Source organism: Aquiflexum balticum DSM 16537, from assembly GCF_900176595.1.
Taxonomy (GTDB): Bacteria; Bacteroidota; Bacteroidia; order Cytophagales; family Cyclobacteriaceae; genus Aquiflexum; species Aquiflexum balticum.
Genome location: NZ_LT838813.1, coordinates 685,546 through 707,080 on the forward strand (window position 1 = coordinate 685,546; position 21,535 = coordinate 707,080).

Genomic DNA, 21,535 nt, shown 5'->3' on the forward strand with positions numbered 1-21,535 from the left:
GGTCATCATATTTTATTTGGGCTTAGGGAAAATGTTCTCTAAGCCTTTTTTTTTATTCGCTTATGATGTGAGTAAAGAAATACACATGGGGAAATTAAGCGTTAGGCCGAATAATGAAAAATGGCATTTACGGAAAGATAGATGACATGGGTCATTCAAGTTTGGCCTAGTTCATGATAGTCCCGATAGCTATTGATTTTTTGGGGAGGAACTTGGGAGAGGGGCGATTTCTTATACTTGTTTCTTGATTCTTGTTTCTTGGCTCTCTTGGTTCTTGGTTCTAAAATCTCGCTTCTCATTTACCAAAGCCCATATCAAAAAAAAGGACCTCCCAGAAGGAGGCCATTTTTACTTATCTATCTCGCAAGTTGAAAAAATAAACTCATCATGGTCATTGACCACCTTTTAGCTGTAATTCAGTTCTTCTGTTTTGCTGATGCATCTCCTCAGTACAGGGTATGCTTCCGCAATCATTTATAGGCCGTGATTTTCCAAACCATTCATACTGCATCCTTGAGGAATCTATTCCTTTATTGATAAGATATTCCATTACAGCTTTTGCGCGCCTTTCCGCCAGCTTTAAGTTATAGTCCTCATTTCCTCTTTGGTCAGTATGCCCGGAAATATACAATTGAAGGTTTTTCATTTTCTGAAGCATAATTCCAACCCTTTCCAGATCCCTTTGATGGACAGTGCGTATAGCTGATTTATCAAAGTCGAAGTAAACTGTAGGGATATTGTTGAATTCCCTTTGTATGGATTCCATCAATTCGGTGATGTCGCAATTATCTTTCCCTATCAAATCCCTAGGAAACTCATATTCTTTTTCGGTATCCGTAAAGGCTTCCAAAACCAATTCGCTTCTTCTGTTCAGTTGATGTTTGGTTTCAGGGCAAGGAACTCCATCCCCACAGTCATTCGTCAGATTTTCTTTTCCAAACCAATCAATTCTTATCCTATTCGTTGGGATGTTGAACTTTGATAGATATTCTTTCACTGCATCAGCCCGCCTTTGGCTCAATGCTTTGTTATAGGCATCAGATGCTCTGGAGTCGGTATGAGAAGCTACGGCCAAGTCAAGAAAGTCATACTTTTGCATCAATTCTGCGATTTTATCCAAAACCGGAACTGCATCATTTCTTATTTTGGACTTATCCAAATCGTAATAAACAATATCGACAAGTACAGGAAGATTATAAGGAACTTTTGACAACCTATATTCTCTGTATACTTCATCTTCTTCCAATCCAACCGTACTTAATGTACTATCTGAAATACTGAAATACCCTTTTTTGCTGATATTCAATATGAAATCCTTTTCAATGTCCAATTCAGCCAAAAGCTCTCCCGCTTCATTTCTATTTGTTGAAATCATTGTGAGGTCATCATTTGCGTTCAATGAGACATTGTAGTCTTCAGTAACAAGGTTGTCCTCACAATCAATTACTCTGGCAATCAACCTTTTGAATAAATCCTCAATGGAGTAAATATCGTCCAATCCCATTCCGCCTGTTCGATCTGAACTTAGGTATCTTTTACCTTCTGAACTTACAAAATATCCAAAGTCATCTCTAGGTGAATTGTAGGGTACACCCAAATTCTTTACGTTCTCAAAGCCGTTCCCTTTGATTTTAGCACTGAAAATATCCATACCACCCAATCCAGAATGGCCCTTTGAAGAAAAGTAAAGTGTATTCCCTGAAATAGTAGGATGACTTTCATTTTGGTTGGTATTGACATTACTTCCCAAATTGATCGGTTCTCCAAAATTTAAATTTTCATCATAAGTGACAAAATAAAGATCAAAACCTCCCGTTCCCCCAGGCTTATCAGAAGCAAAATAAATTCTTTTTGATTGTTCATCAACAAATGGATTTTGCACGCCGTAATTTACAAAATCATTAACAGGGAAAGATTTGCTATCGATCAGGTTGCCTTCCTCAGTAACCTTACTGAAATAGATTTCAGGGTGAATCACATAATTCCTATTCCCTTTGATCTTGTTCACATCCCTGAAAACAGTATAGAACAGGATACTCTTACTTTCCATCAAACTTGGGTCACTGATATGCAAAGCATCAGAAAGATCAGATGTCAATTTGGTACTGCTACCTGATGTGTCGGATGTATAGATACTGAAAAACTCCCGGTCATTGAAACTGCTTTTCTCAGAGCTGTACAATTTGTTTTTGGCATCCAGTCTGATACTCTTTTTTTCCGTTGAATAAATATCGCCCCTATCACTTGAAAAATATTTTAGCCCTTTTTGATTCACATGCAGTCCAAAATCTGAGCCATCACTGTTTAAACCCTCCACAGGCACCAATTTGACTTTGGGTTTTTGGGAGGACATCTTTTTCAGGAGGTCAAAGTCAATTTCAGGGAAATCATACTCCTCAAATGATGTGGTATTTAAAATTTCATCTATTTGATCACTCTTTCCAACCTTGATGGCCGAGACCAAATAATTATAGTAATCGTTTCGTTCTGCTTCTTCACTTCCTACTACAATCTCCCACCATTCAAATGCCTTTTCATAATTCTGAATCAACTGATAAGTTTCTGCGGCTTTTTTGGCGGTAGTATATTTCGGCTTGCTTTTATATGCCTGCTCAAAAACCTCTGCAGCATGTTGGAAATTTTCCATTTCTAATTGCTTCTCTGCATAACGCAACTGCCTGTTTTGGGCGAAGGCATTCTGGTTAATAAAGCAAGATGAATATATAATGAGAATTAGATAAAATAGTCTTTTCATAATCAGAACCACCTGGGATTTTTCATTGTAACTTTTCTGGGAGATAGATAGTAGCCCACAGAAAATTCATGGGAGTTGTTCCTGTTGTTCTGAAGTACATTCAGATTTTGATCATAAGCATAGCCGATTCTCAGATTTTTAGTTGCGAAAACTTCAAAAATAAAGGCCACGGCATTCCTGCGGCTCAAATCACTATCAAGGTTATCGTTCCAAACATGGAGGTTGGATCTATAAGATGCCCCTACCCACAGTCTTTCCATAAACAAGACCATTCCGTTTAAGTCTAGATTTGTAGGTGCTCCTTTTACTTCTTTTATAAGAAAAGAAGGTTTGAATTGAATGTTATCAGTGATCGGAACCATCATTCCTGCGGTTAAAAAGAAATGTAGGTCATGGAAAGAAAGAGCAATATCTTCACGTTCCAGGGATCTTCTACCTATCATATTGAAGCTGCTTAATCCAGCATAAAACTTGCTGTTGTGGAAAAACAGTCCGACATTCATATTAGGGCTGAACAAATTATTGATTCCACCGGGGATTTCTACATCGTCTCCATCCAAGGGATCCAAAAGATCTCCATCAATCTGATATTCTGAAACCCCGGCACTTACGCCCAATCCAAGAAATGACTCTTGACCTGTCTGAATCCTATAGGCATAGGTAAGCAATCCTGTTGTAGTCCTTGTTGGTCCCATCTGGTCCGACAATACAGAAGCACCAAAGCCCATCATTCCCTCATTGGCACTGAGGTCCGCAGTTACTGTAAATGTTCTTGGAGCTCCAGGAAAATCCATCCATTGATTCCTGTAAGTACTTTGGATATAGCCCTGATTCTTATAGCCAGCATATCCTGGGTTGATATGTAATCCGTTGAAAATGTATTGGCTGAATTGGGGCAGCTGCTGCCCCATTGCCTGACCGGAGGCCAAGAAGGCGACCATCAAACAAATTCCAATTAGATTTAAATTCCTTTTCATTACCTGCGAGATTTAATTTTTGATGACCTGTATCCATCCCTTGAATTCATGGATCCTTCCTTCTGTATCTGTACCTTTCAATACATAGAAATAAGTTCCTGCTACCTGACCTTGGGCACTCCAATCATTTTCATATTGCTGATTTTCATACACATGATCTCCATATCTGTTGAATATTACTATTTCGGTCCTGCTGAATTTCTGCAATCCTTTGATCACAAACCTGTCATTTTTACCGTCACCATTAGGTGTAATTACATTTGGAATAAAGAATGGATTGATCTGGTTTTGGTCATCAGCCTCATTGTCATCCAGATTGACATCCGTCTCAGCAGAGGTAACAGATACTCGATTGGTTATACTTATTGGATTATCCCCGGTGAGGGCATTGGCCTTTACTCTGATGACTAATACCACATTAGCTCCTGCAGGTAACAAGGGAATATTGAATTGGACTCTCGACCCAGTGACCTGTGTATTCACAGTAATGCCGGATACACTTGCTGTAAATCTTGAATTCACATAGGTAACTGAGTTTGGCAGTTCATCAATGACTTCTACTTCAGTAGCATCCGTTTCACCGAGATTAGTGACCACAATTTCATATTCAAACTCATCTCCTTCAAAAATCTCAATATTATTGGAGGTTTTGGTGACAGCTAGACTGACGTCTGATTCTAAGAGTCTAAAGGTTACAAATGCTTCGTCTGTATTTGTCGGATTTAAACTTTCTCTTAAAATATACTTCAAAGTATATTCTCTGGCTTCATTGACTCCAGGCAACAAACTCAGTTCACCTTCTTCATTGGTAAGTAGCCCAATTACCCCGTCCAGCTCGATAAATTCAAAGTTTACCTCCTCAAAATTGACCGGGCTTCCGTTTAAAAGATCATTTCCCAAAATATTGCCAAGTATGCCTCCATAACTTGCAGGGAACTCGCCAAATTCATCATCGTTTGCTATGATGACTTTTAAGATGGCACCAACTGTCTCTGAATCTTCAACATTTATAGGATCTCCATTAGAGTCTTCCGAAGTTACAAATACTACATTTTCAACTGCCCCAGCCAATACATCATTTAATTGAATGACATAGGCAGTCTCAAAAGTGGCTACCTCTCCAGGCATCAAACTCGGAATAGTGGCTTCAAAACCTGTCAAAGGGTCTGTTACAAGAATATTAAAGAGTTCAATATTTCCTGTATTAGTGACTTTAATGATGTAATTGACAACATCGTCGACTGCGGAGAAGGATTCCTCTACGGCAGTTTTTTCTACTGATAAATTCCCAATAAGAGGAAATATCTGTACATCTTCATCAGTGGCATTTACTTCATTGCCTTTAAAATCACCTGCTGCTGTAGCTGTATTAGTAAAAGAACCGAAATCAATATCCGCTTGGGTAAGAATGTATTCTGCTGAAAAAGTAGTGCTATCAGACTCCCCTGGCTCAAGCGATTCAAGAGGACCTCCTATTACGGTTACTTTAGGATCATCAATGGTGACATTGGTAAGCGTTACATCTCCAATATTCTTTACTGTAAATGTATAAGTGATTTTATCTCCGGCATTGATGAACCCATTACCATCGACATCCACTGATGTACCGGTCTTTTCAAACTCCAGACCACAATTATTGACTGTTACAGTCACCGGTAATCTTGGACCCACACATTCAGAAGTCAAACCTTCAGCCACCCAGAATACATATGTACCCGTAACAGATCCATCGATTTCAAATCCCAGTTCTGGAGAACCTCCCTGCTCATCAGCATAGAAGAATACGGTATATTGGCCATCCTCCTCGAAATTGGAGGGCAGTACTATTGTATTGAAGTTCGGGATTTCATCACCAAGACAAAAATCAAACTTATCAGAACCTGAGGAAGCAGGATTGGTAATAACAATAGATACTTCGATATTGAATTCAAATACACAATCACTTGAATTTTCCGGGATAGCATAGTAGGTTCCACTTACAGCAGGGAATGGATTTTCTGGCGTAAATTCTGTGGCTTTGGTGACATCCGTACCATCATAAAATTTTATTCCAACTGGGAAAGAATCTTTTATTTCAGAAACAGCAATGCCTTCTTCAGGATTGATGTTACAGAAAAAGAATTCATTGAAAAGATCAAAGTCACCACAATTCTGCTGAACAAACTCCTCTACTCCAACAATATTTACTACCAAGGGCTCTTTTATTGGCTCTCCCAAACAATCACCCTCTAAGAAACCTTGTGTAAATGGTATCCCACTGAATTCGGTTTGGGATATTTGACCCTTGCCGGACATGCTACCTGTTAAAGAAATGAAGGGAAAACACTGAGGTGCTGATAAAATGAAACAATCTTCAGTTACTTTTAATGTCAGTGAAAGTCTAGCCAAAAGTTCATTGATGTCCACCATAAGTGGCAGGTCACCAATTTCCCAAACTACTGAACCTGTTGCTCCTAAATTCGGGTCAAAATAAGGTGCTTTAGAATTGGTTGGAGTAAAAAAGGCTTCAAAATCTGCACTCACAAAAGTCGTTGTAAATGGAATGGGAATAATAATTTTTCCATCTACGATTCCTTCAGTACCCAAATTTTTAATTTCCAAAGAATAGGCTATTTCCTCACCAGGCCTTATAGTCGGATTTTCTGTTGCCGGTTGTCCGTTGATAGAAACAATTTCCTTGAATCCTTGGATTTCGGGGACATAGGAATCTACTGAAAAGGCAATAGCATAGATATTATAAATATCACTCCTTGAACCGTATCTAAAAGTAGTGGAAGTCTGGCCATTGGCAATTATTTCATTATTTGGGTTTGGCACATCCCACATAGCAATGTCAATTCCAGTATTATTCAAAAGTTCCGGATTTCGGGGATTGGCTACCAAATTTCCTCCATTATCCCTTACAGGTGTATAAATGGATGAATTGAAAAAGTTATTTGTACTATTCAAAGGATGTCGTAGCCTTACCCAATCAGAATTAGCTGCATTTCTCATTTCAAGGAAATCACCGCTTAAACCCCTCTCGCCTTCGCCTCCCATAACACCCAACTTGAGGTTTACAGGTCCATTTTGAACAGCATTGAATCCTTCAATTTTCAATTCTCCGCTTGTCGGGCTGAATCCATCAGGAGAAAGAACAAAGGAATAACCATCAAAAACTGTTACATCTCTCCAATTCATTTTGGAATTTTCGTAAACCACAATTATTCCCCAATGACCATAATATCCCACAGGACCACCATTTCCTTCAGTAAGTGCAATATCCGCTACAGTATACTCTCCAATACCATTTTCTTTGACATATTGGGTTACATCTACATAACCTACATACATATCTTCCAAATCATTAAATGGATAGATGATATTGTTGTTGGTAGCAGTGACTACTGAATATTCTGATGATGATGGGCCTTTTATCTTTACTTTTCTCTTATCAAATCTTACAGTAGTAACAATGTCCGGAGTGTATTCACCATCAGCAATAAGGTTGATATTGTTCAAATTATTCCTGTATAAGTCTGTTATTCCATTGGTTACATTGTTCCTTTGTATCCTGTCAAAGGTCAGCTTCATGTTACCATCAATGATTTCTACAGGATCAAATGTCAGAATGGAAACATTTCCCACTGTTTCGACTACCTGATTGCTGAGGGTAATCCAAGAACCGTTGCCAATCCTATATCTTCCCGGGTTTGTCTCCAGGTTTCTGAATTCAAAAGCAAAAGAATCTCCGCCGGCATTGGAAATAAAATTGAACCTTGGAAATCTGTTGTTTTCAGAACCAGCTCTTGAAATGGACATGGAATAAGTGCTGAAGTTCACATCGTCCAAATGATAAACCAACTGCTCTTGGTTGGAAACACTTTCTACCTGATTTCCTGGTTCAGAACTGGTGATTACATCAAATTCCAAACCTACTCTAGGCTTAGCCCTACCCGACCAATATAATCCTGCATAAATGATTTCCGAACAGTTAGGGTCAGCACCATTCTCCTGAGAAAAAACCAATGTGGCAGCAGATGAATTCAGCGTTGATTCATCTCCGTCAATATCCACATATTTCATTTCATTGAGAGAGTTATTTATTTTGGTAGAATCAACCAGAGTAAGATTGGTATTTCCGATAATCGCAAAATCACCTCTGATTTTAAAAATATTATTTTGAGGGGCAGGATTTCCTACTCTATGGGAAAATGGCACCCTATTATCATTTTGGGCAAAGGAAACCGTACCTAAAAACATTATGAATATTACTAAAAAGACATTATTCATAAAAAGGGCGTGCGGGAAATTGATCTGTAGCATTTTCATTTTTCTTCTGTTTAAAAATTACATGATCGAATTGACTGAAAAAAGGATTATATACTGGCCTTCCTCAAATCCAGAAACCATGCCAGAAACTTCTGCTTGGGACAATGGGACCGAGGAATTGATCAAGATATAATACAAGTTGAAGAAATTATTGAGCAGTTCAGGTCTCAATCTTAGGCCAGCTTTATCTTGTTCGCTGGCAATATTGATCTGAAGAAGTTTGACAGTGCGAAAAATATCATTTGCTTGGGAGATAGCTCCCAAAGCAGAAGCATCCACAGAAGCTTTTTGCGGGTATCCTGCCTTTACTTCCTTAACTCCATCATTGCTGATGATGATTGACGGAATGTTGTCATACACCAATGACTGAAGATATACAGTGTTTTCCATTCCTTCTTCCAAAAGATACTTTTCCAAAAGCACCGGATTCTGCGCTTTTAACTGTGAGAAGGAAAGTAATATTAATGCAAAGATGAAAATTAGTAGAAGATACAACCGTTTGAAGATACTTCTCTCTCCTGGGTAAAGGTGATTTGCCATGGCTTTGAACTTTAAATAAACAAAATGTAGAGGCAGTTGAGATAGATTAAGCCTTTACTGTGATTTGGGTGATGATTGAAATACGAAATACAATTATCAGGTGTAAAAATACATTTAAATGTTTTTCATTTCCAAACATTTTTCAAAAAATTTTATTTAAAATACATTTTTTTGCATTTAACGGGATTTTTAAAAAGTTTAAACCTAGAAATATAAGTGGCTTTAGGCAATAAAAAAAGGCTTTCTCAAGCCTTTTTTGATTTAATTGATTTTTGTTCTTTTAATTGCTTAAGGTACTCTTTCATTAACCTTAACCTTTGACCATCTCCCAATAAACTTTGAGGAATGATCCTTTCCATACTCCAATTCATAATTAATAAATACTTTTGAACTATTAGAAACGGCCATTCAAAGAATTTGTTCATCAGGTTTTTCTTACATTAATTGATTTTTAATTCAATCTGATGTAAATAGGATAAAAGCGAACCTGAACTTAAACATAGACCTTCGATATATGCTATCTCCAAATGAAGAAATGATCAAGCAACAGATTGATGCTGTCTTTTCTGCCCAAAAGAATCAATCTTTAAAATTACGAAACAGCACTTCTTTATTGAGGATATCCTTATTAAAGAAAATGCTTGAATGGATCAAATTAAATCAGGAAGACATCCGAAGGGCAGTCCATGCGGATTTCAAAAAACCATACCCTGAAATTGATGTCAGTGAAATATATGTGGTGACAAATGAAATCAATCACGCCATCAAACACTTGGAAGGCTGGATGAAACCCAAAAAAGTACCCACTCCCATTACTATGTTGGGGAGTAGCTCTTCTATCCAATATGAGCCCAAAGGCACTTCGCTCATTATTGCTCCTTGGAATTACCCTTTCAATTTAGCACTGGGACCATTGGTTTCGGCCATTGCTGCAGGTTGTACCGCAATCATCAAGCCTTCTGAATTGACCCCACATACTTCTGCTTTGATCAGAAGATTGGTAGAGGAGACTTTTGATAAAAGTGTAGTTGCTGTTTTCGAGGGAGAAGTCAATGTGTCCCAACTACTGCTTTCCAAACCATTTGACCATATTTTTTTTACCGGCAGCCCTGCTGTTGGTAAAATCATTATGAAAGCGGCTTCAGAACATCTGAGTTCTATCACCTTGGAACTTGGGGGAAAATCACCTGCCATTGTCGATTCAGATGCCAACCTCAGCGATGCAGCTGAAAAAATCGTCTATGGAAAATTTTTAAACTGCGGACAAACATGCATAGCTCCTGATTATGTTTTGGTACATGAATCGATCAAGGATAATTTCCTGAATCAATTGAAGGAAAAAACCGAACAGATGTATAACCCCGGAAAAAAAGGAATTGAACAATCCAAAGATTATGCGCGAATAGTAAACTCCAAACACCTTGACCGTATCAAAAACCTGCTTGCCGATGCTGAGTTGAAAGGAGCAAGGACTTTTTATGGTGGATTAATCAACGACAGTGAAAAATTCATTGAACCGACCATCATCACCGGTTTGACAGAAGATATGGATATCATTCAGGAGGAAATATTCGGACCTATACTCCCCGTTTTGGGATACGCTGATATGGAAGAAGCAATCACTTATATCAACCTTAAGCCAAAACCACTGGCTCTGTACGTTTTTTCCAATGATAATAACACCATCAAAAGGGTATTTAAAGAAACTTCTTCGGGCGGAGCAGTTGCAAATGATTGTGCCATTCACTTTCTCCAAAATGACCTGCCTTTTGGCGGCATCAACAACAGTGGGATAGGAAAATCACATGGATACTATGGCTTTTTGGCTTTCAGCAATGAAAAGGCAATTATGAAGCAAAGAGTTGGCATGACTGCTACAAAACCCCTTTATCCTCCTTATGGATTTGCCGGAAAAAAGATCATTGAAGGATTATTGAAGTGGTTCTGATGTCCTTTGGCCTATTTTGCCTATTTATAAAATGGAAACTATAAGACAATCATTATTTCCAAAAATGAACAAACATTTCCTTATAATACCTGCCATATTATTTCTATTTATGACTTTAAACTCATTAAGCGCCCAACAAAGGGCTCGGGATTTAGGAATTCAAATTGGAGTCCTACCTATTGGAGCCAATAATTCCATTACAGATGTGGAAGGCGTTTTAGTCGGTCATTATACCAAAATTGAGGGAGAATCAATCAGGACAGGAGTAACCGCAATCCTTCCGCACAAAGGAAACTTATTTCAGGCAAAAGTTCCTGCTGCCGTTTTTGTAGGAAATGGTTTCGGTAAATTGGCCGGGAGTACTCAGATCGAAGAATTGGGGAATATAGAGAGTCCTATAATCCTGACCAACACCATGAGTGTAGCTGCGGGCATACAGGGGATAATCGATTATACCATCCATCAAACGGGAAATGAACAGATTCAATCAGTCAATGCAGTGGTCGGCGAAACAAATGACGGTTATCTCAATGATATCCGTGGGCAGCATATCAGCAAAGAGCATGTTCTATCTGCTATTGAATCCGCTAAAGCAGGTTTGGTTAAAGAAGGAAATGTAGGTGCCGGCACAGGTACCGTGTGTTTTGGGTTCAAAGGCGGAATAGGGACATCCTCCAGAAAACTTCCCAAAACATTGGGCGGTTATACAATAGGTGTGCTGGTCCAAACCAATTTCGGAGGAGTCCTGCAAATCGATGGAGTGCCCGTGGGCGTTGAATTAGGAAAATACAGCTTCATGGATCACCTGGCATCAGTCGATGGATCCTGCATGATCATTATTGCAACAGATGCTCCTATCAGTAATAGAAACTTAAAAAGAATAGCACAAAGGGCGATGATGGGCTTGGCTAAAACTGGTGGCATTGCCTCTAATGGATCCGGAGATTATGTTATTGCTTTTTCCACAAACGAAGAAAACAGAATCAGACATCAGGAAAAACCGCTGACTCTTGAAGAAAACAGATTTCTTAGAAATGATGATTTGAGCCCTCTTTTTTTGGCTACGATCGAAGCCACTGAAGAGGCCATCATCAATTCATTGTTTGCTGCGGAGGATATGTCCGGAAAAGACGGAAAAAATGTCAAAGCTTTGCCCAAAAATGAAGTCCTGGAAATAATGGGACGGTATAACAAAATTGTCAGATAATCATCCAACCTTATAGTTTCTCAATATTGCCCAGGTACTCCTCTGCCTGTTCCAGAATTTCTGATTTGTTTTTCATCTTTTCCCAAGTCCTGTACACCATCCCAATCCTGGGATTTTTGGATAACTTTTCTTCATTCCTGTTGTAAAAATGCCAATAAAGGCTATTGAATGGGCATGCCTTTGCTCCGACTTTCTCTTTATTATCGTAATGGCAACTTTTGCAATAATCGCTCATCTTATCAATATAATTTGCAGAGGATACATAAGGCTTCGTTCCCACAATTCCCCCGTCAGCAAATTGGCTCATTCCTCTTGCATTTGGCATCTCTACCCATTGGATTGCGTCAATGTAGATTCCCAAGTACCAATCATCAACTTCATCAGGATGGATCCCTGCCAATAAGGCAAAATTCCCGGTAACCATCAAACGCTGAATATGATGAGCATAAGCTACTTTCAAGGATTGGTCTATACTATGCTTCATGCAATTCATCTTCGTTTCGCCAGTCCAATAGAATCCGGGCAATTTCCTGTCATGCCCAAAAAAATTCATCATACCATACTCAGGCATTTTTGCCCAATAAACGCCTCTCATATATTCTCTCCAGCCAATAATCTGCCTGATAAAACCTTCCACCTGCGCTATAGAGATTTTTTCCTGTTGACTCTCCCAATAGGACTCCACCTTTTGAACCACTTCCAAAGGGGAAATCATTTTGGTATTGAGGCTAAAACTTAATCTACTGTGGAACAAAAAGACGTCATCTGAATACATCGCATCCTGATACTCACCGAAATAAGGCAATAATTCAGAACAAAAATGGTCCAATACCGCCAAACTCTCCGCCCTGGAAACCGGCCAACCAAAATCTTTTTCATTAATCTCCCCAATCGTTTCAATTCCCATTTTCCTTAATTGGGCGACTATCGAGGAAGCATCTTTTGGGAAAGTCTTAGGTGATTTGAGCAGTAATGGATCTTTGAATTTATTCCGGTTTTCCTGATCAAAGTTCCATTTTCCTGTAAGCGGCTCTCCGTCATCCATCAAAACATCGTTTTGTTTTCGCATTTCCCTATAAAAAGTCTCCATGAGATAAGTTTTTTTATTTCTAAAGAAATCCGCCAGAAAATTTCTGGAGGTAATGAAATGCTCCGTATCATGACTCGAAAAAGAAATATTCAATGAACTACAGAATTCCTTCAATTGCTGATCCAATCTATATTCATCAGGAAGTTGATATTCAAAGTGTTCAATATCATTATTTTCGATGATCAAGGAGAGGTTGTCAGTTAGGCTTTGGGTATTGCTCTTGGAATCCAGTCCCAAATACAAAACCTGATAACCTTGCTTTTGAAGCTCATCTGCGAAATTTCTCATCGCTAAAAAAAATCCCACAACCTTCTGAATATGGTGCCTGACATAGCTTGTCTCCTGTCCCAATTCCATCAAAACATACAGAATGTTCTGATTGCTTTCGTTAAACCATGAATGGTTGAGATTCAATTGATCTCCTAAAATTAGCCTTAATTTCCTTTTCATAAGAACATTAGATATCCCTATGATAAAGCTTGGGGAGAGGATTTTGTTTTATCTCAAGAGTGTAACTGTTCCGGTTTTTTGAACTTTTTCACCCTTGGATGTTGAATAATGCACCTTGTAAATATAATTGCCATTAGGTAATACCTGTCCATTTAAAAATCCATCCCATCCTTCACTGTCCCGATCGGCATTTGAGTATACATGTTCTCCCCAATAATTGAAAATATCCATTGTATACCCCGCAATTCCTTTTGCAACAGGATGGAACTTATCGTTCAATCCGTCTCCATTGGGAGAAAAGGCATTTGGCATCAAAAAGAACTCTTCATGCTGATTAATTCTGACTTCTTCGGTTAATACAGAAGAGCATCCATACATATCAAAGGCCCGCAATACCACTTCGAATTCTCCCGGATTTTTAAAGATATGGATCGGGTCTTTTTCATGAGATTTTGTTCCGTCCCCAAAATCCCATTCCCAAGCAATAAAATCCTCAGCAATGGCACTTTCAAACAACAACGGTTCATCTACAAGTATTTCTTCCTCTCCGGCGAATTGAAGTTTCCTGTAATTAAAGTCAAGCTTGTCAGCTGCAGCAATAGTAGAAAAATCCACCATGATAGTTTCAGAAACAGAACAACCAAAGGAATCGGTTATCTCAACAGTGATTTCTCTGTCATCTCCTATTTCTATTTCTCTTGAATCTGTAGTACCGTTTTGCCATTTGACCTGATAAGGCGACTTGCCTCCTTGGATACTTACCCATGCTACGCCTTTAGCCTCTCCAAGCTCACAATTGATATCCAATGCCGTCTCAATCTTAGCCGTCAATTTTTCAGGACCTGTTATATCAAAGGTTTTTTCGACAAAACACCCCTTGGCATCTGTGACTTTTACATGATATTCTCCTTTTCCGAGATTTTGGATATCCTTGGAATCTGCCCCATTTGACCATTTATAGGTGTAAGGTGCTGTTCCTCCAACGATATTCAGAGAGATTTCCCCTTCCTCAGAATTGTAACAAAGTAAATCTGATTTCACTTCGCTTGAAATTTCCAAAGGAGCAGCAGCATTTATTTTATAGGTTTTTGAAATACTGCATCCTTTTTGATCTTTGATCAATACATGATAATCACCTGGAGCCAATCCTTTGATTTCATTGGTAACTGCACCGTTTGACCAACTGAAAGTGTAGGGTGCATTTCCTCCTTTGACATCAATGGAAACTGCACCATCTTCTGCACTGTTACAGGATACGTGATTGACCGATTCAGAAATCTCCATTGTTTCCGAATTGGATTTTATTTCAAAATAGATTGTTTTGCTACAATCAAACTGATCTGATACTTTTACCGAATAGGTGCCGTTTTTAAGATTTTTTGCATGTATTTGGTTTTTCAAGCCGTGACTCCATTCAATTTTATAAGGCTCTCCCCTTCCTTTGAGTATGTTGATTTTGGCCTCTCCGTCATTATTGCCCAAGCAGCTTGTTTCCTTGATTTCGGACATCTCTATTTCAAGGGGATATGGGGGTTGAATAATTATCCTTTCTTTGATTTCATTTCCCACACTATCCTGGATCCAAACGGAGTAAGTTCCCGCCAAAAGATCATACCGGTTCTGGACTGTTTCCAGATTATTCCATCTAAAGGTATAAGGAGGTAATCCGCCATTCACATCCAAAATTATATGTCCCCTATCAGCATGCGAACACAAAGCCAATTGACCGCTTACATCCACACTCATGATTGTGTTATCAGGGCCGGTTTTAATTCTGGTAACTGCACCCAACTTCTTATGCGGTTCAATCACATTCTTGGAAGAACTTAAAAAATCGGAAGCATCAAAGGTTTGGGCATTGCCAATTATACCATACCCCTGAAAAAAAATCAGGAAACATAAAATTTTTAAACAGATTAAATGCTTTTTCATTTCAAAAACAATAATTAAAGAATGTTGCAGTTCGCCATTTAAAATCTGTCTTTAAAAGGTGAAAAACTGCTTTTTATAAATAGAAATAATATTTTATGTAATTGATATAAAACAAAATGATATTTCTATTTATGTGGGTGATTTCTTAATCTAAAGAATTTAATTCCAAAAAAACAAACAATTAGTAAAGTGGATATAGGCAGTTTTTATTCCACTTACAGTGAAAAAAAGGTTATTGAAACACGAATTTCAAAATCGGAAAGAGAATATGCTTTTTTTATATTATGAACTGAAATCAACACACTTACCGAAAGAGAAAAAAATTATGCTGGCAATGGATTTTTTTTCCTATTCTAAAAAAAAAATCATCTGTTCCTTGAAATTTTGGGATCCTGGATTGAAAAAATAAAAAATCCGGCCTGTTTAAAAGCCGGATTTTTTGGTCTTAACCAAATGAAATAATTCCCAAATTTTGTCCAAAATGAATAATCAAAGATCTAAATCTATTTGATGTCTCAATACATCTTCAAACTCTTCTCTTTCCCTGATGAGATGTGGCTGCCCGTTCAATACTAATATTTCTGCAGGTCTCAATCTTGAATTATAGTTGGAAGACATGCTGAATCCATAGGCCCCTGCATTTTTTATAGCCAAAATATCCCCTTCCTGAACTTCTTTCAGTTTTCGGTCTGCAGCAATGGTGTCAGTCTCGCAGATATAGCCCACAATGGTATACACTCTTTCAGGCCCATCTACTTTTGAAATATTGACAACATCATGATAAGCATCATACATCATCGGACGTATCAGATGATTCAATCCGGAATTTACCCCTACAAAAGTGGAAGCGGGAGTTGATTTGACCACATTGACCTGAACCAAAAGCAATCCTGCTTCGGAAACCAAAAACTTACCGGGCTCAAACCAAATCTCCAGTTCAGAACCATATTCTTTACAAAATTTATTGAAAGCCTCAGATACTTTATCCCCTACATCCAAAATGTCAGTAGCAACATCTCCCGGCTTATACGCAACTTTGAAACCGCCACCAAAATCAAGAAATTTCAAACCTTTGAATTCTCTTGCCGCATCAAACAAAATCTCAGCACCTTTTAGAAAAACAGTGGCATCCAAAATATCAGACCCTGTATGTACATGAAGGCCTATAACATTTAAATCATAAGCCTGTACCACTTTTAATACATGCTTCAGCTGAAGTATGGAAATGCCGAATTTACTGTCAATATGTCCTACAGATATTTTTGCATTGCCTCCGGCCAAAATATGGGGATTCAGTCTGATGCAAACAGGCACGCTATTGCCGTAAAAAGTCCCAAAGTGTTCCAGCATGGGAATATTGTCAATATTAATCATTACACCCATTTCCACAGCCAATTGGATTTCAGCAAAGGAAACACTGTTTGGCGTATACATGATTTCATGAGGCTCAAAACCAGCATGCAGGCAAAGTTTCACTTCCTCTATCGAAACAGCATCTACCCCTGTGCCTGCCTTCTTCATCAATTTCAAAATATTGATATTGGAAAGTGCTTTGGTTGCATATTTGATTTTTAAATTAACCTTGGAAAAAGCCTGTTTTAAAAGGGCTACTTTATCCAGGATTTTTTGCCCATCATATACATACAAAGGTGTGCCAAAAGTATTGGCAATTTCAGTCAAGGGAATTCCCTGAATTCGATATTTTTGATCTTCGAAGTTCATTTAACTCATTTTTGAATCGCAAAGATACTGATTGAACTACAATAAAAAAGACTCCACTCGAATACAGAAAATCAATCTTTTTGATTCGGAGGTTACCGCATTTATTTAAGTTTGGAAATGAATATCGAACCGAATCAACCTTTCTTTGCGTTAAATAACGTTAAGCATTTATCATCCCATCCAATAAGCGTTAAATTTACAGAATGTCTAAGTCCAAGATGAAACTGATCATAGTATTGATGTCCATAGCCAGTATTGGTCTGATTGGATTTCAATACTATTGGGTAAGCAATGCCCTAAGGATCAATGAAGAAAGGTTTGAACAGACAGTTTACCAATCACTGGCAGCTACGGTTTCCCAGATTGACAAAGGAGAAACAAGTGATATTTTTTTAAGCTATCTCGCTAAGGACACCCTGTTGCAGCAATCCATGTTCCAAAGGATTGAGCCCATAGTCGTTCAGGTAAGACAAAGGCCCATCAATACAAGAAGGCCTTCCATGATGGATTCCATTTTACAGCAGCAAATTCCCCAGATCAGTCAAAGCTTCAGAAGGCTTATAGAATCAAGAGGGGTGGATTTATCAGTCTTTTCAGACCTTGACAATTTTTTTACATATCTGACTCCGGAGATCGCATCGACTATTTTTACTCCCGATGAAATGGAAATCCTCTTACAGGAACGCGAAAGACAGTATCAGTATCTCAATCAGGCAGAAACAACCTTTAGAAGAAGATATGGTATCAATAGACCTTCTGATTATATAGAAGAATATAATGTTCCCAAGGATGCCTTGGAAAAAATTAGAAATGCGAATATCAAAATAGAATTTATGAACAGGGCCTGGGAGGAACTATTGGAAGGTCAAAGAGATGTGCTTTCCAGAATGGACACTTCGCAGTTACGTAAATACCTAAAAAACAACCTCAAAGAAAGGGGGATTGGGGAATCTTTTGATTTGGGAATCCTTGATGACAAAGGCATGCTTATTCCAATCTCCAGCCTTATAGATTCCAGCAGGCTGGTTTCAAACGGAATACAGGCCCGGCTTTTTCCAAGTGACATATTGGGAAAAGAGAATTATCTTGTTGTCCATTTCCCAACCAAAAAAGCTTACATTTTCCGTCAGATCTGGCTGCCGGTTTTGAGTTCTCTTTTGTTTATCGGCATCGTAATTTTTTGTTTTATTTATGCCATTAAAGTCATCATCAGACAGAAAAAACTGTCAGACATCAAAAATGATTTTATCAATAACATGACCCATGAGTTCAAGACTCCCATTGCCACGGTAAGCCTGGCAGTGGAAGCCTTGCAGGATCCTGAACTCTTGAATCAGGAATCTTTTAGGAAGAGATATTTGAGTATCATCAAAGATGAAAATACAAGACTGGGATCACAGGTGGAAAAGGTACTTCAATCTGCCACTTTGGATAAGAAAGACTTCAAACTCAAGTTGGAAAAAGTAAACATGGACGATATACTCGAAAATGCCAGGCAACATATCGGTTTGCAGGTGGAAAACAAAGGTGGGAAAATTGAATTGCTTTCTGAATTGAAAGAACCTTATTTGGAAGCGGATTCATTCCATATCTCCCATATCATCAATAATCTTTTGGATAATGCCATTAAGTACGCCAAAGATAAACCAAACATTGAGATCAAGTCCTGGGATCAAAATGGCAGCTTATTTGTGTCTGTAAAAGATAATGGTATCGGCATGTCCAAAGAATCAGTAAAAAAAATATTTGATAAATTTTATAGGGTTCCTACCGGTAATTTACATGATGTAAAAGGATTTGGGCTCGGCTTGGCTTATGTAAAAACCATGACCGAAGCACATAAAGGCGAAATTACAGTTAACAGCGAACCAGGAAAAGGAAGTATCTTCACCCTCAAACTCCCCAAAAAACAATGAACAAAGCAAAACTTCTAGTCGTGGAAGATGATCCCAATTTGGGAGATATCCTTCAGGAATACCTGACAATGAAAGGTTATGAAACCACTTTATGCCGAGATGGAGAAGAGGGCTGGTCAAAATTCAAAAAAGATAAATTCGGATTGGCCATTCTGGATATCATGATGCCAAAGAAGGACGGTTTCACATTGGGCAAAGAAATCAAAAAAGTACAGGAGGACCTTCCAATCATTTACCTCACAGCCAAAAATCTAAAAGAAGATATCATAGAAGGGCTTAAAATCGGTGCTGATGATTACATTACCAAACCCTTTAGTATGGAGGAATTACTCTTGAGAATTGCTGCAATTCTTAGGCGAACCCAAAAATCGGAAGAGGTTAACACTTTGAAAGTCTACAACTTTGGAGCCTTCGAACTCCATTATGATGAGCAATACATCATCGGTCCATCAGGAACCCATAAGCTTACATCCAAAGAAAATGAGCTCATGAGACTCCTGGCTTCTGAAATGAATAAACTGGTGAACCGTAGTCATGCATTGAAGCAGATCTGGGGTGATGACTCTTATTTCAACGCAAGAAGTATGGATGTCTACCTCAGCAAAATCCGGAAAATCCTAAAAGAAGATCCAAAGGTACAGATCATAACTATACATGGGGAAGGATTCAAAATGGTAGTAACAGATTGATGCAACACAAAAAATAATGAGAGCAATTTATTTTCTGACTTTGTTATGTTTTTCGTGCTTTTTTTCATGCTCTGAAAAGCCTGTAGAAAATGGGCTTCCAAACGTTGAACTCAATCAGGTTCTTTCAGCAGAGAATATTCATATGGAAGAGCCTTTCCTTTTTTCTACCAAAGACGGGAAAACCCATCTCTCCTGGATAGAAAAAACAGACCAAACTAACTATTTGAAATTCTCATCTTGGGACGGGAATGTATGGTCAGAAGCGGCATTGATTGCTCAGGGCGATGATTGGTTTGTGAATTGGGCTGATTATCCACAAATATCTTCGTTTGAAGATGGGATTTTAATTGCCTTTTTTCTTCAAAAAAGTGGTCCGGGTACTTTTGCATACGATATCATGACCACTACTTCAAAAAACGGAACAGACTGGACCATTCCTACCAAGCTACATGATGACCAAACACAGACAGAACATGGCTTTGTTTCAATGACTCCCTGGGGAGAAAATATGCTGATTTCCTGGTTGGATGGCAGGAATACAGGATCAGGTCATACAGGACATGACCATGGACATCAAGGTCAAATGACTGTAAGAGCAGCCCTATTGGATTCCAAAGGAACCAAAATCAGTGATTGGGAGCTTGATGAAAGAGTCTGTGACTGTTGTCAAACCAGTTCAGCCATGACAGATGAAGGTCCTATCATTGTCTTTAGGGATCGGTCGGAAACCGAAATCAGGGACTTGGGTTTGGTAAAATGGGAAGAACAGAACTGGTCAGAAACCTTTCCTGTACATATGGACCTTTGGGAGATTGCCGCTTGCCCTGTCAATGGCCCAAAAATTTCTGCATGGAAAAATCACGTAGGAGTAGTATGGTATTCAGCAGCCAATGATCGTCCCGAAGTAAAAGTAGCATTTTCAGAGAATAACGGTAAAAACTTTGCTCCCCCCATTAAAATAGACATGGGAAAAACCATTGGAAGAGTAAGCATTGCCATGATCAATCAAGAAACAGCTTTTGTCACCTGGATGGAAGAAGGAAAAATTATGGGTAGAAAGGTCAATTCCCAAGGAAGGTTGGGGAATCCGATTGTCATTGCCCAAAGTTCAGAAAAACGCTCCAGCGGATTTCCGCAATTATCCTATGACGGTGAAAATATTTGGTTGGCATGGACAGAAGATTCCGAAGATTGGAGAAAAATAAAAGTGAGTAAAATAAGTGTCGAGAGCATTTTGAAATAAAATCAATCACTGATGGTGGTAGGGCTCATTTTTTAAAATAGTAAAAGCCCGGTACAACTGTTCTACGAAAAACACCCTGACCATTTGATGGGAAAAAGTCATTTTGGAAAGAGAGATTTTGCCATTAGCTCTATGGTATACGCTTTCTGAAAAACCATAAGGCCCTCCAATCACGAAAATCAATTGCTTCAGGCCTGAATTCATTTTCTTTTGGAGATAATCTGAAAAATCCACCGAGGAATATTGCTTTCCCTGTTCATCCAGCAAAACCAATTCATCTGAGGACTGTACTTTTTTCAGAATAAGTTCTCCTTCTTTTTCCTTTTGGGCTGCTTCGGACAGGTTTTTGGAATTTTTCAGGTCAGGAATAATTTCCAATTCAAACTTGATATAAAATCCCAAACGCTTGATATACTCCTCCAAAAGGGTTTGGATAGCGGAATGGTCTGTTTTGCCGACGGCGATAAGTCTGATCTGCATCCTGCAAAATAATTAAAGCTTCTCCTAAAAATCTTGATCGGGTAGATTTAATTTGGAAAAAACTGTTTGGAAGACTTGGATGAAAGCCAAAAAGGCAGATTGGATATTTAGAATTTTAGGTCTAAGTTTAGATAATTCAAAAATATCCGCAATAAGTTGCGCAAAGCATTCCAAAATGGAACAAATAGCGCAATAAGTTTCGGGAAGAGAACCGTTGAACTAAACCTCCTTCGTCGGTAGTTTTTCTGTATTCCATCATAAAGGCCTGATTTTTA

General features: G+C 38.5%; 13 protein-coding genes. 5 read left to right on the forward strand and 8 right to left on the reverse strand.

The window, feature by feature from the left end:
* Nucleotides 1-391 precede the first annotated feature (391 nt).
* The 4 genes from B9A52_RS03075 to B9A52_RS03090 are packed head-to-tail and all read right to left on the reverse strand — an operon-like array spanning nt 392 to nt 8,460.
* Nucleotides 392-2,755, reverse strand: coding sequence for an OmpA family protein (locus B9A52_RS03075; RefSeq protein ID WP_231955450.1), 2,364 nt, complete (start codon nt 2,753-2,755; stop codon nt 392-394).
* Nucleotides 2,756-2,757: 2 nt separating this feature from the next.
* The gene (locus B9A52_RS03080) at nt 2,758-3,732 is read right to left on the reverse strand and encodes a PorP/SprF family type IX secretion system membrane protein (RefSeq protein WP_084118925.1); all 975 of its coding nucleotides are present in this window, start codon (nt 3,730-3,732) and stop codon (nt 2,758-2,760) included.
* A 12-nt stretch (nt 3,733-3,744) separates the two neighbouring features.
* The gene (locus B9A52_RS03085; protein WP_084118926.1) at nt 3,745-8,043 is read right to left on the reverse strand and encodes a DUF7507 domain-containing protein; all 4,299 of its coding nucleotides are present in this window, start codon (nt 8,041-8,043) and stop codon (nt 3,745-3,747) included.
* 18 nt (nt 8,044-8,061) lie between these two features.
* Nucleotides 8,062-8,460 carry a hypothetical protein gene (locus B9A52_RS03090; RefSeq protein WP_157370050.1) on the reverse strand — a complete coding sequence of 133 codons (399 nt, stop codon included), beginning with the start codon at nt 8,458-8,460 and terminating at the stop codon, nt 8,062-8,064.
* Nucleotides 8,461-9,097: 637 nt separating this feature from the next.
* Between B9A52_RS03090 and B9A52_RS03100 the strand changes: the two genes are divergently transcribed.
* On the forward strand, nt 9,098-10,531 hold the full coding sequence (locus B9A52_RS03100; protein ID WP_084118929.1) for an aldehyde dehydrogenase family protein: 1,434 nt from the start codon (nt 9,098-9,100) through the stop codon (nt 10,529-10,531).
* Between the two features lie 64 nt (nt 10,532-10,595).
* Nucleotides 10,596-11,738 carry a P1 family peptidase gene (locus B9A52_RS03105; protein ID WP_084123367.1) on the forward strand — a complete coding sequence of 381 codons (1,143 nt, stop codon included), beginning with the start codon at nt 10,596-10,598 and terminating at the stop codon, nt 11,736-11,738.
* A 10-nt stretch (nt 11,739-11,748) separates the two neighbouring features.
* On the opposite strand, the gene B9A52_RS03110 is transcribed toward B9A52_RS03105, so the two are convergent.
* From B9A52_RS03110 to lysA, 3 genes are all read right to left on the reverse strand, one after another.
* Nucleotides 11,749-13,278, reverse strand: coding sequence for a cryptochrome/photolyase family protein (locus tag B9A52_RS03110; RefSeq protein WP_084118930.1), 1,530 nt, complete (start codon nt 13,276-13,278; stop codon nt 11,749-11,751).
* A 48-nt stretch (nt 13,279-13,326) separates the two neighbouring features.
* Complete coding sequence (locus tag B9A52_RS03115; protein ID WP_084118931.1) at nt 13,327-15,210, reverse strand: T9SS type B sorting domain-containing protein; 1,884 nt, start codon at nt 15,208-15,210, stop codon at nt 13,327-13,329.
* Nucleotides 15,211-15,699: 489 nt separating this feature from the next.
* Nucleotides 15,700-16,932, reverse strand: a complete 1,233-nt coding sequence (gene lysA, locus B9A52_RS03120) for a diaminopimelate decarboxylase (RefSeq protein ID WP_084118932.1) — start codon at nt 16,930-16,932, stop codon at nt 15,700-15,702.
* A 203-nt stretch (nt 16,933-17,135) separates the two neighbouring features.
* Between lysA and B9A52_RS03125 the strand changes: the two genes are divergently transcribed.
* From B9A52_RS03125 to B9A52_RS03135, 3 genes are read left to right on the forward strand one after another with little or no spacing between them, the layout of a single operon-like run.
* Nucleotides 17,136-18,848, forward strand: coding sequence for a sensor histidine kinase (locus B9A52_RS03125; RefSeq protein WP_084118933.1), 1,713 nt, complete (start codon nt 17,136-17,138; stop codon nt 18,846-18,848).
* Entirely contained in the window at nt 18,845-19,537 is a 693-nt protein-coding gene (locus B9A52_RS03130) for a response regulator transcription factor (protein WP_084118934.1), read from the forward strand. The genes B9A52_RS03125 and B9A52_RS03130 overlap by 4 nt, the downstream gene beginning before the upstream one ends.
* 16 nt (nt 19,538-19,553) lie before the next feature.
* A complete protein-coding gene (locus tag B9A52_RS03135) occupies nt 19,554-20,780 on the forward strand; it encodes a hypothetical protein (protein WP_084118935.1) in 1,227 nt (408 codons plus the stop codon).
* 6 nt (nt 20,781-20,786) lie between these two features.
* On the opposite strand, the gene rlmH is transcribed toward B9A52_RS03135, so the two are convergent.
* Nucleotides 20,787-21,260, reverse strand: a complete 474-nt coding sequence (gene rlmH / locus B9A52_RS03140) for a 23S rRNA (pseudouridine(1915)-N(3))-methyltransferase RlmH (protein WP_084118936.1) — start codon at nt 21,258-21,260, stop codon at nt 20,787-20,789.
* Nucleotides 21,261-21,535: the final 275 nt, after the last annotated feature.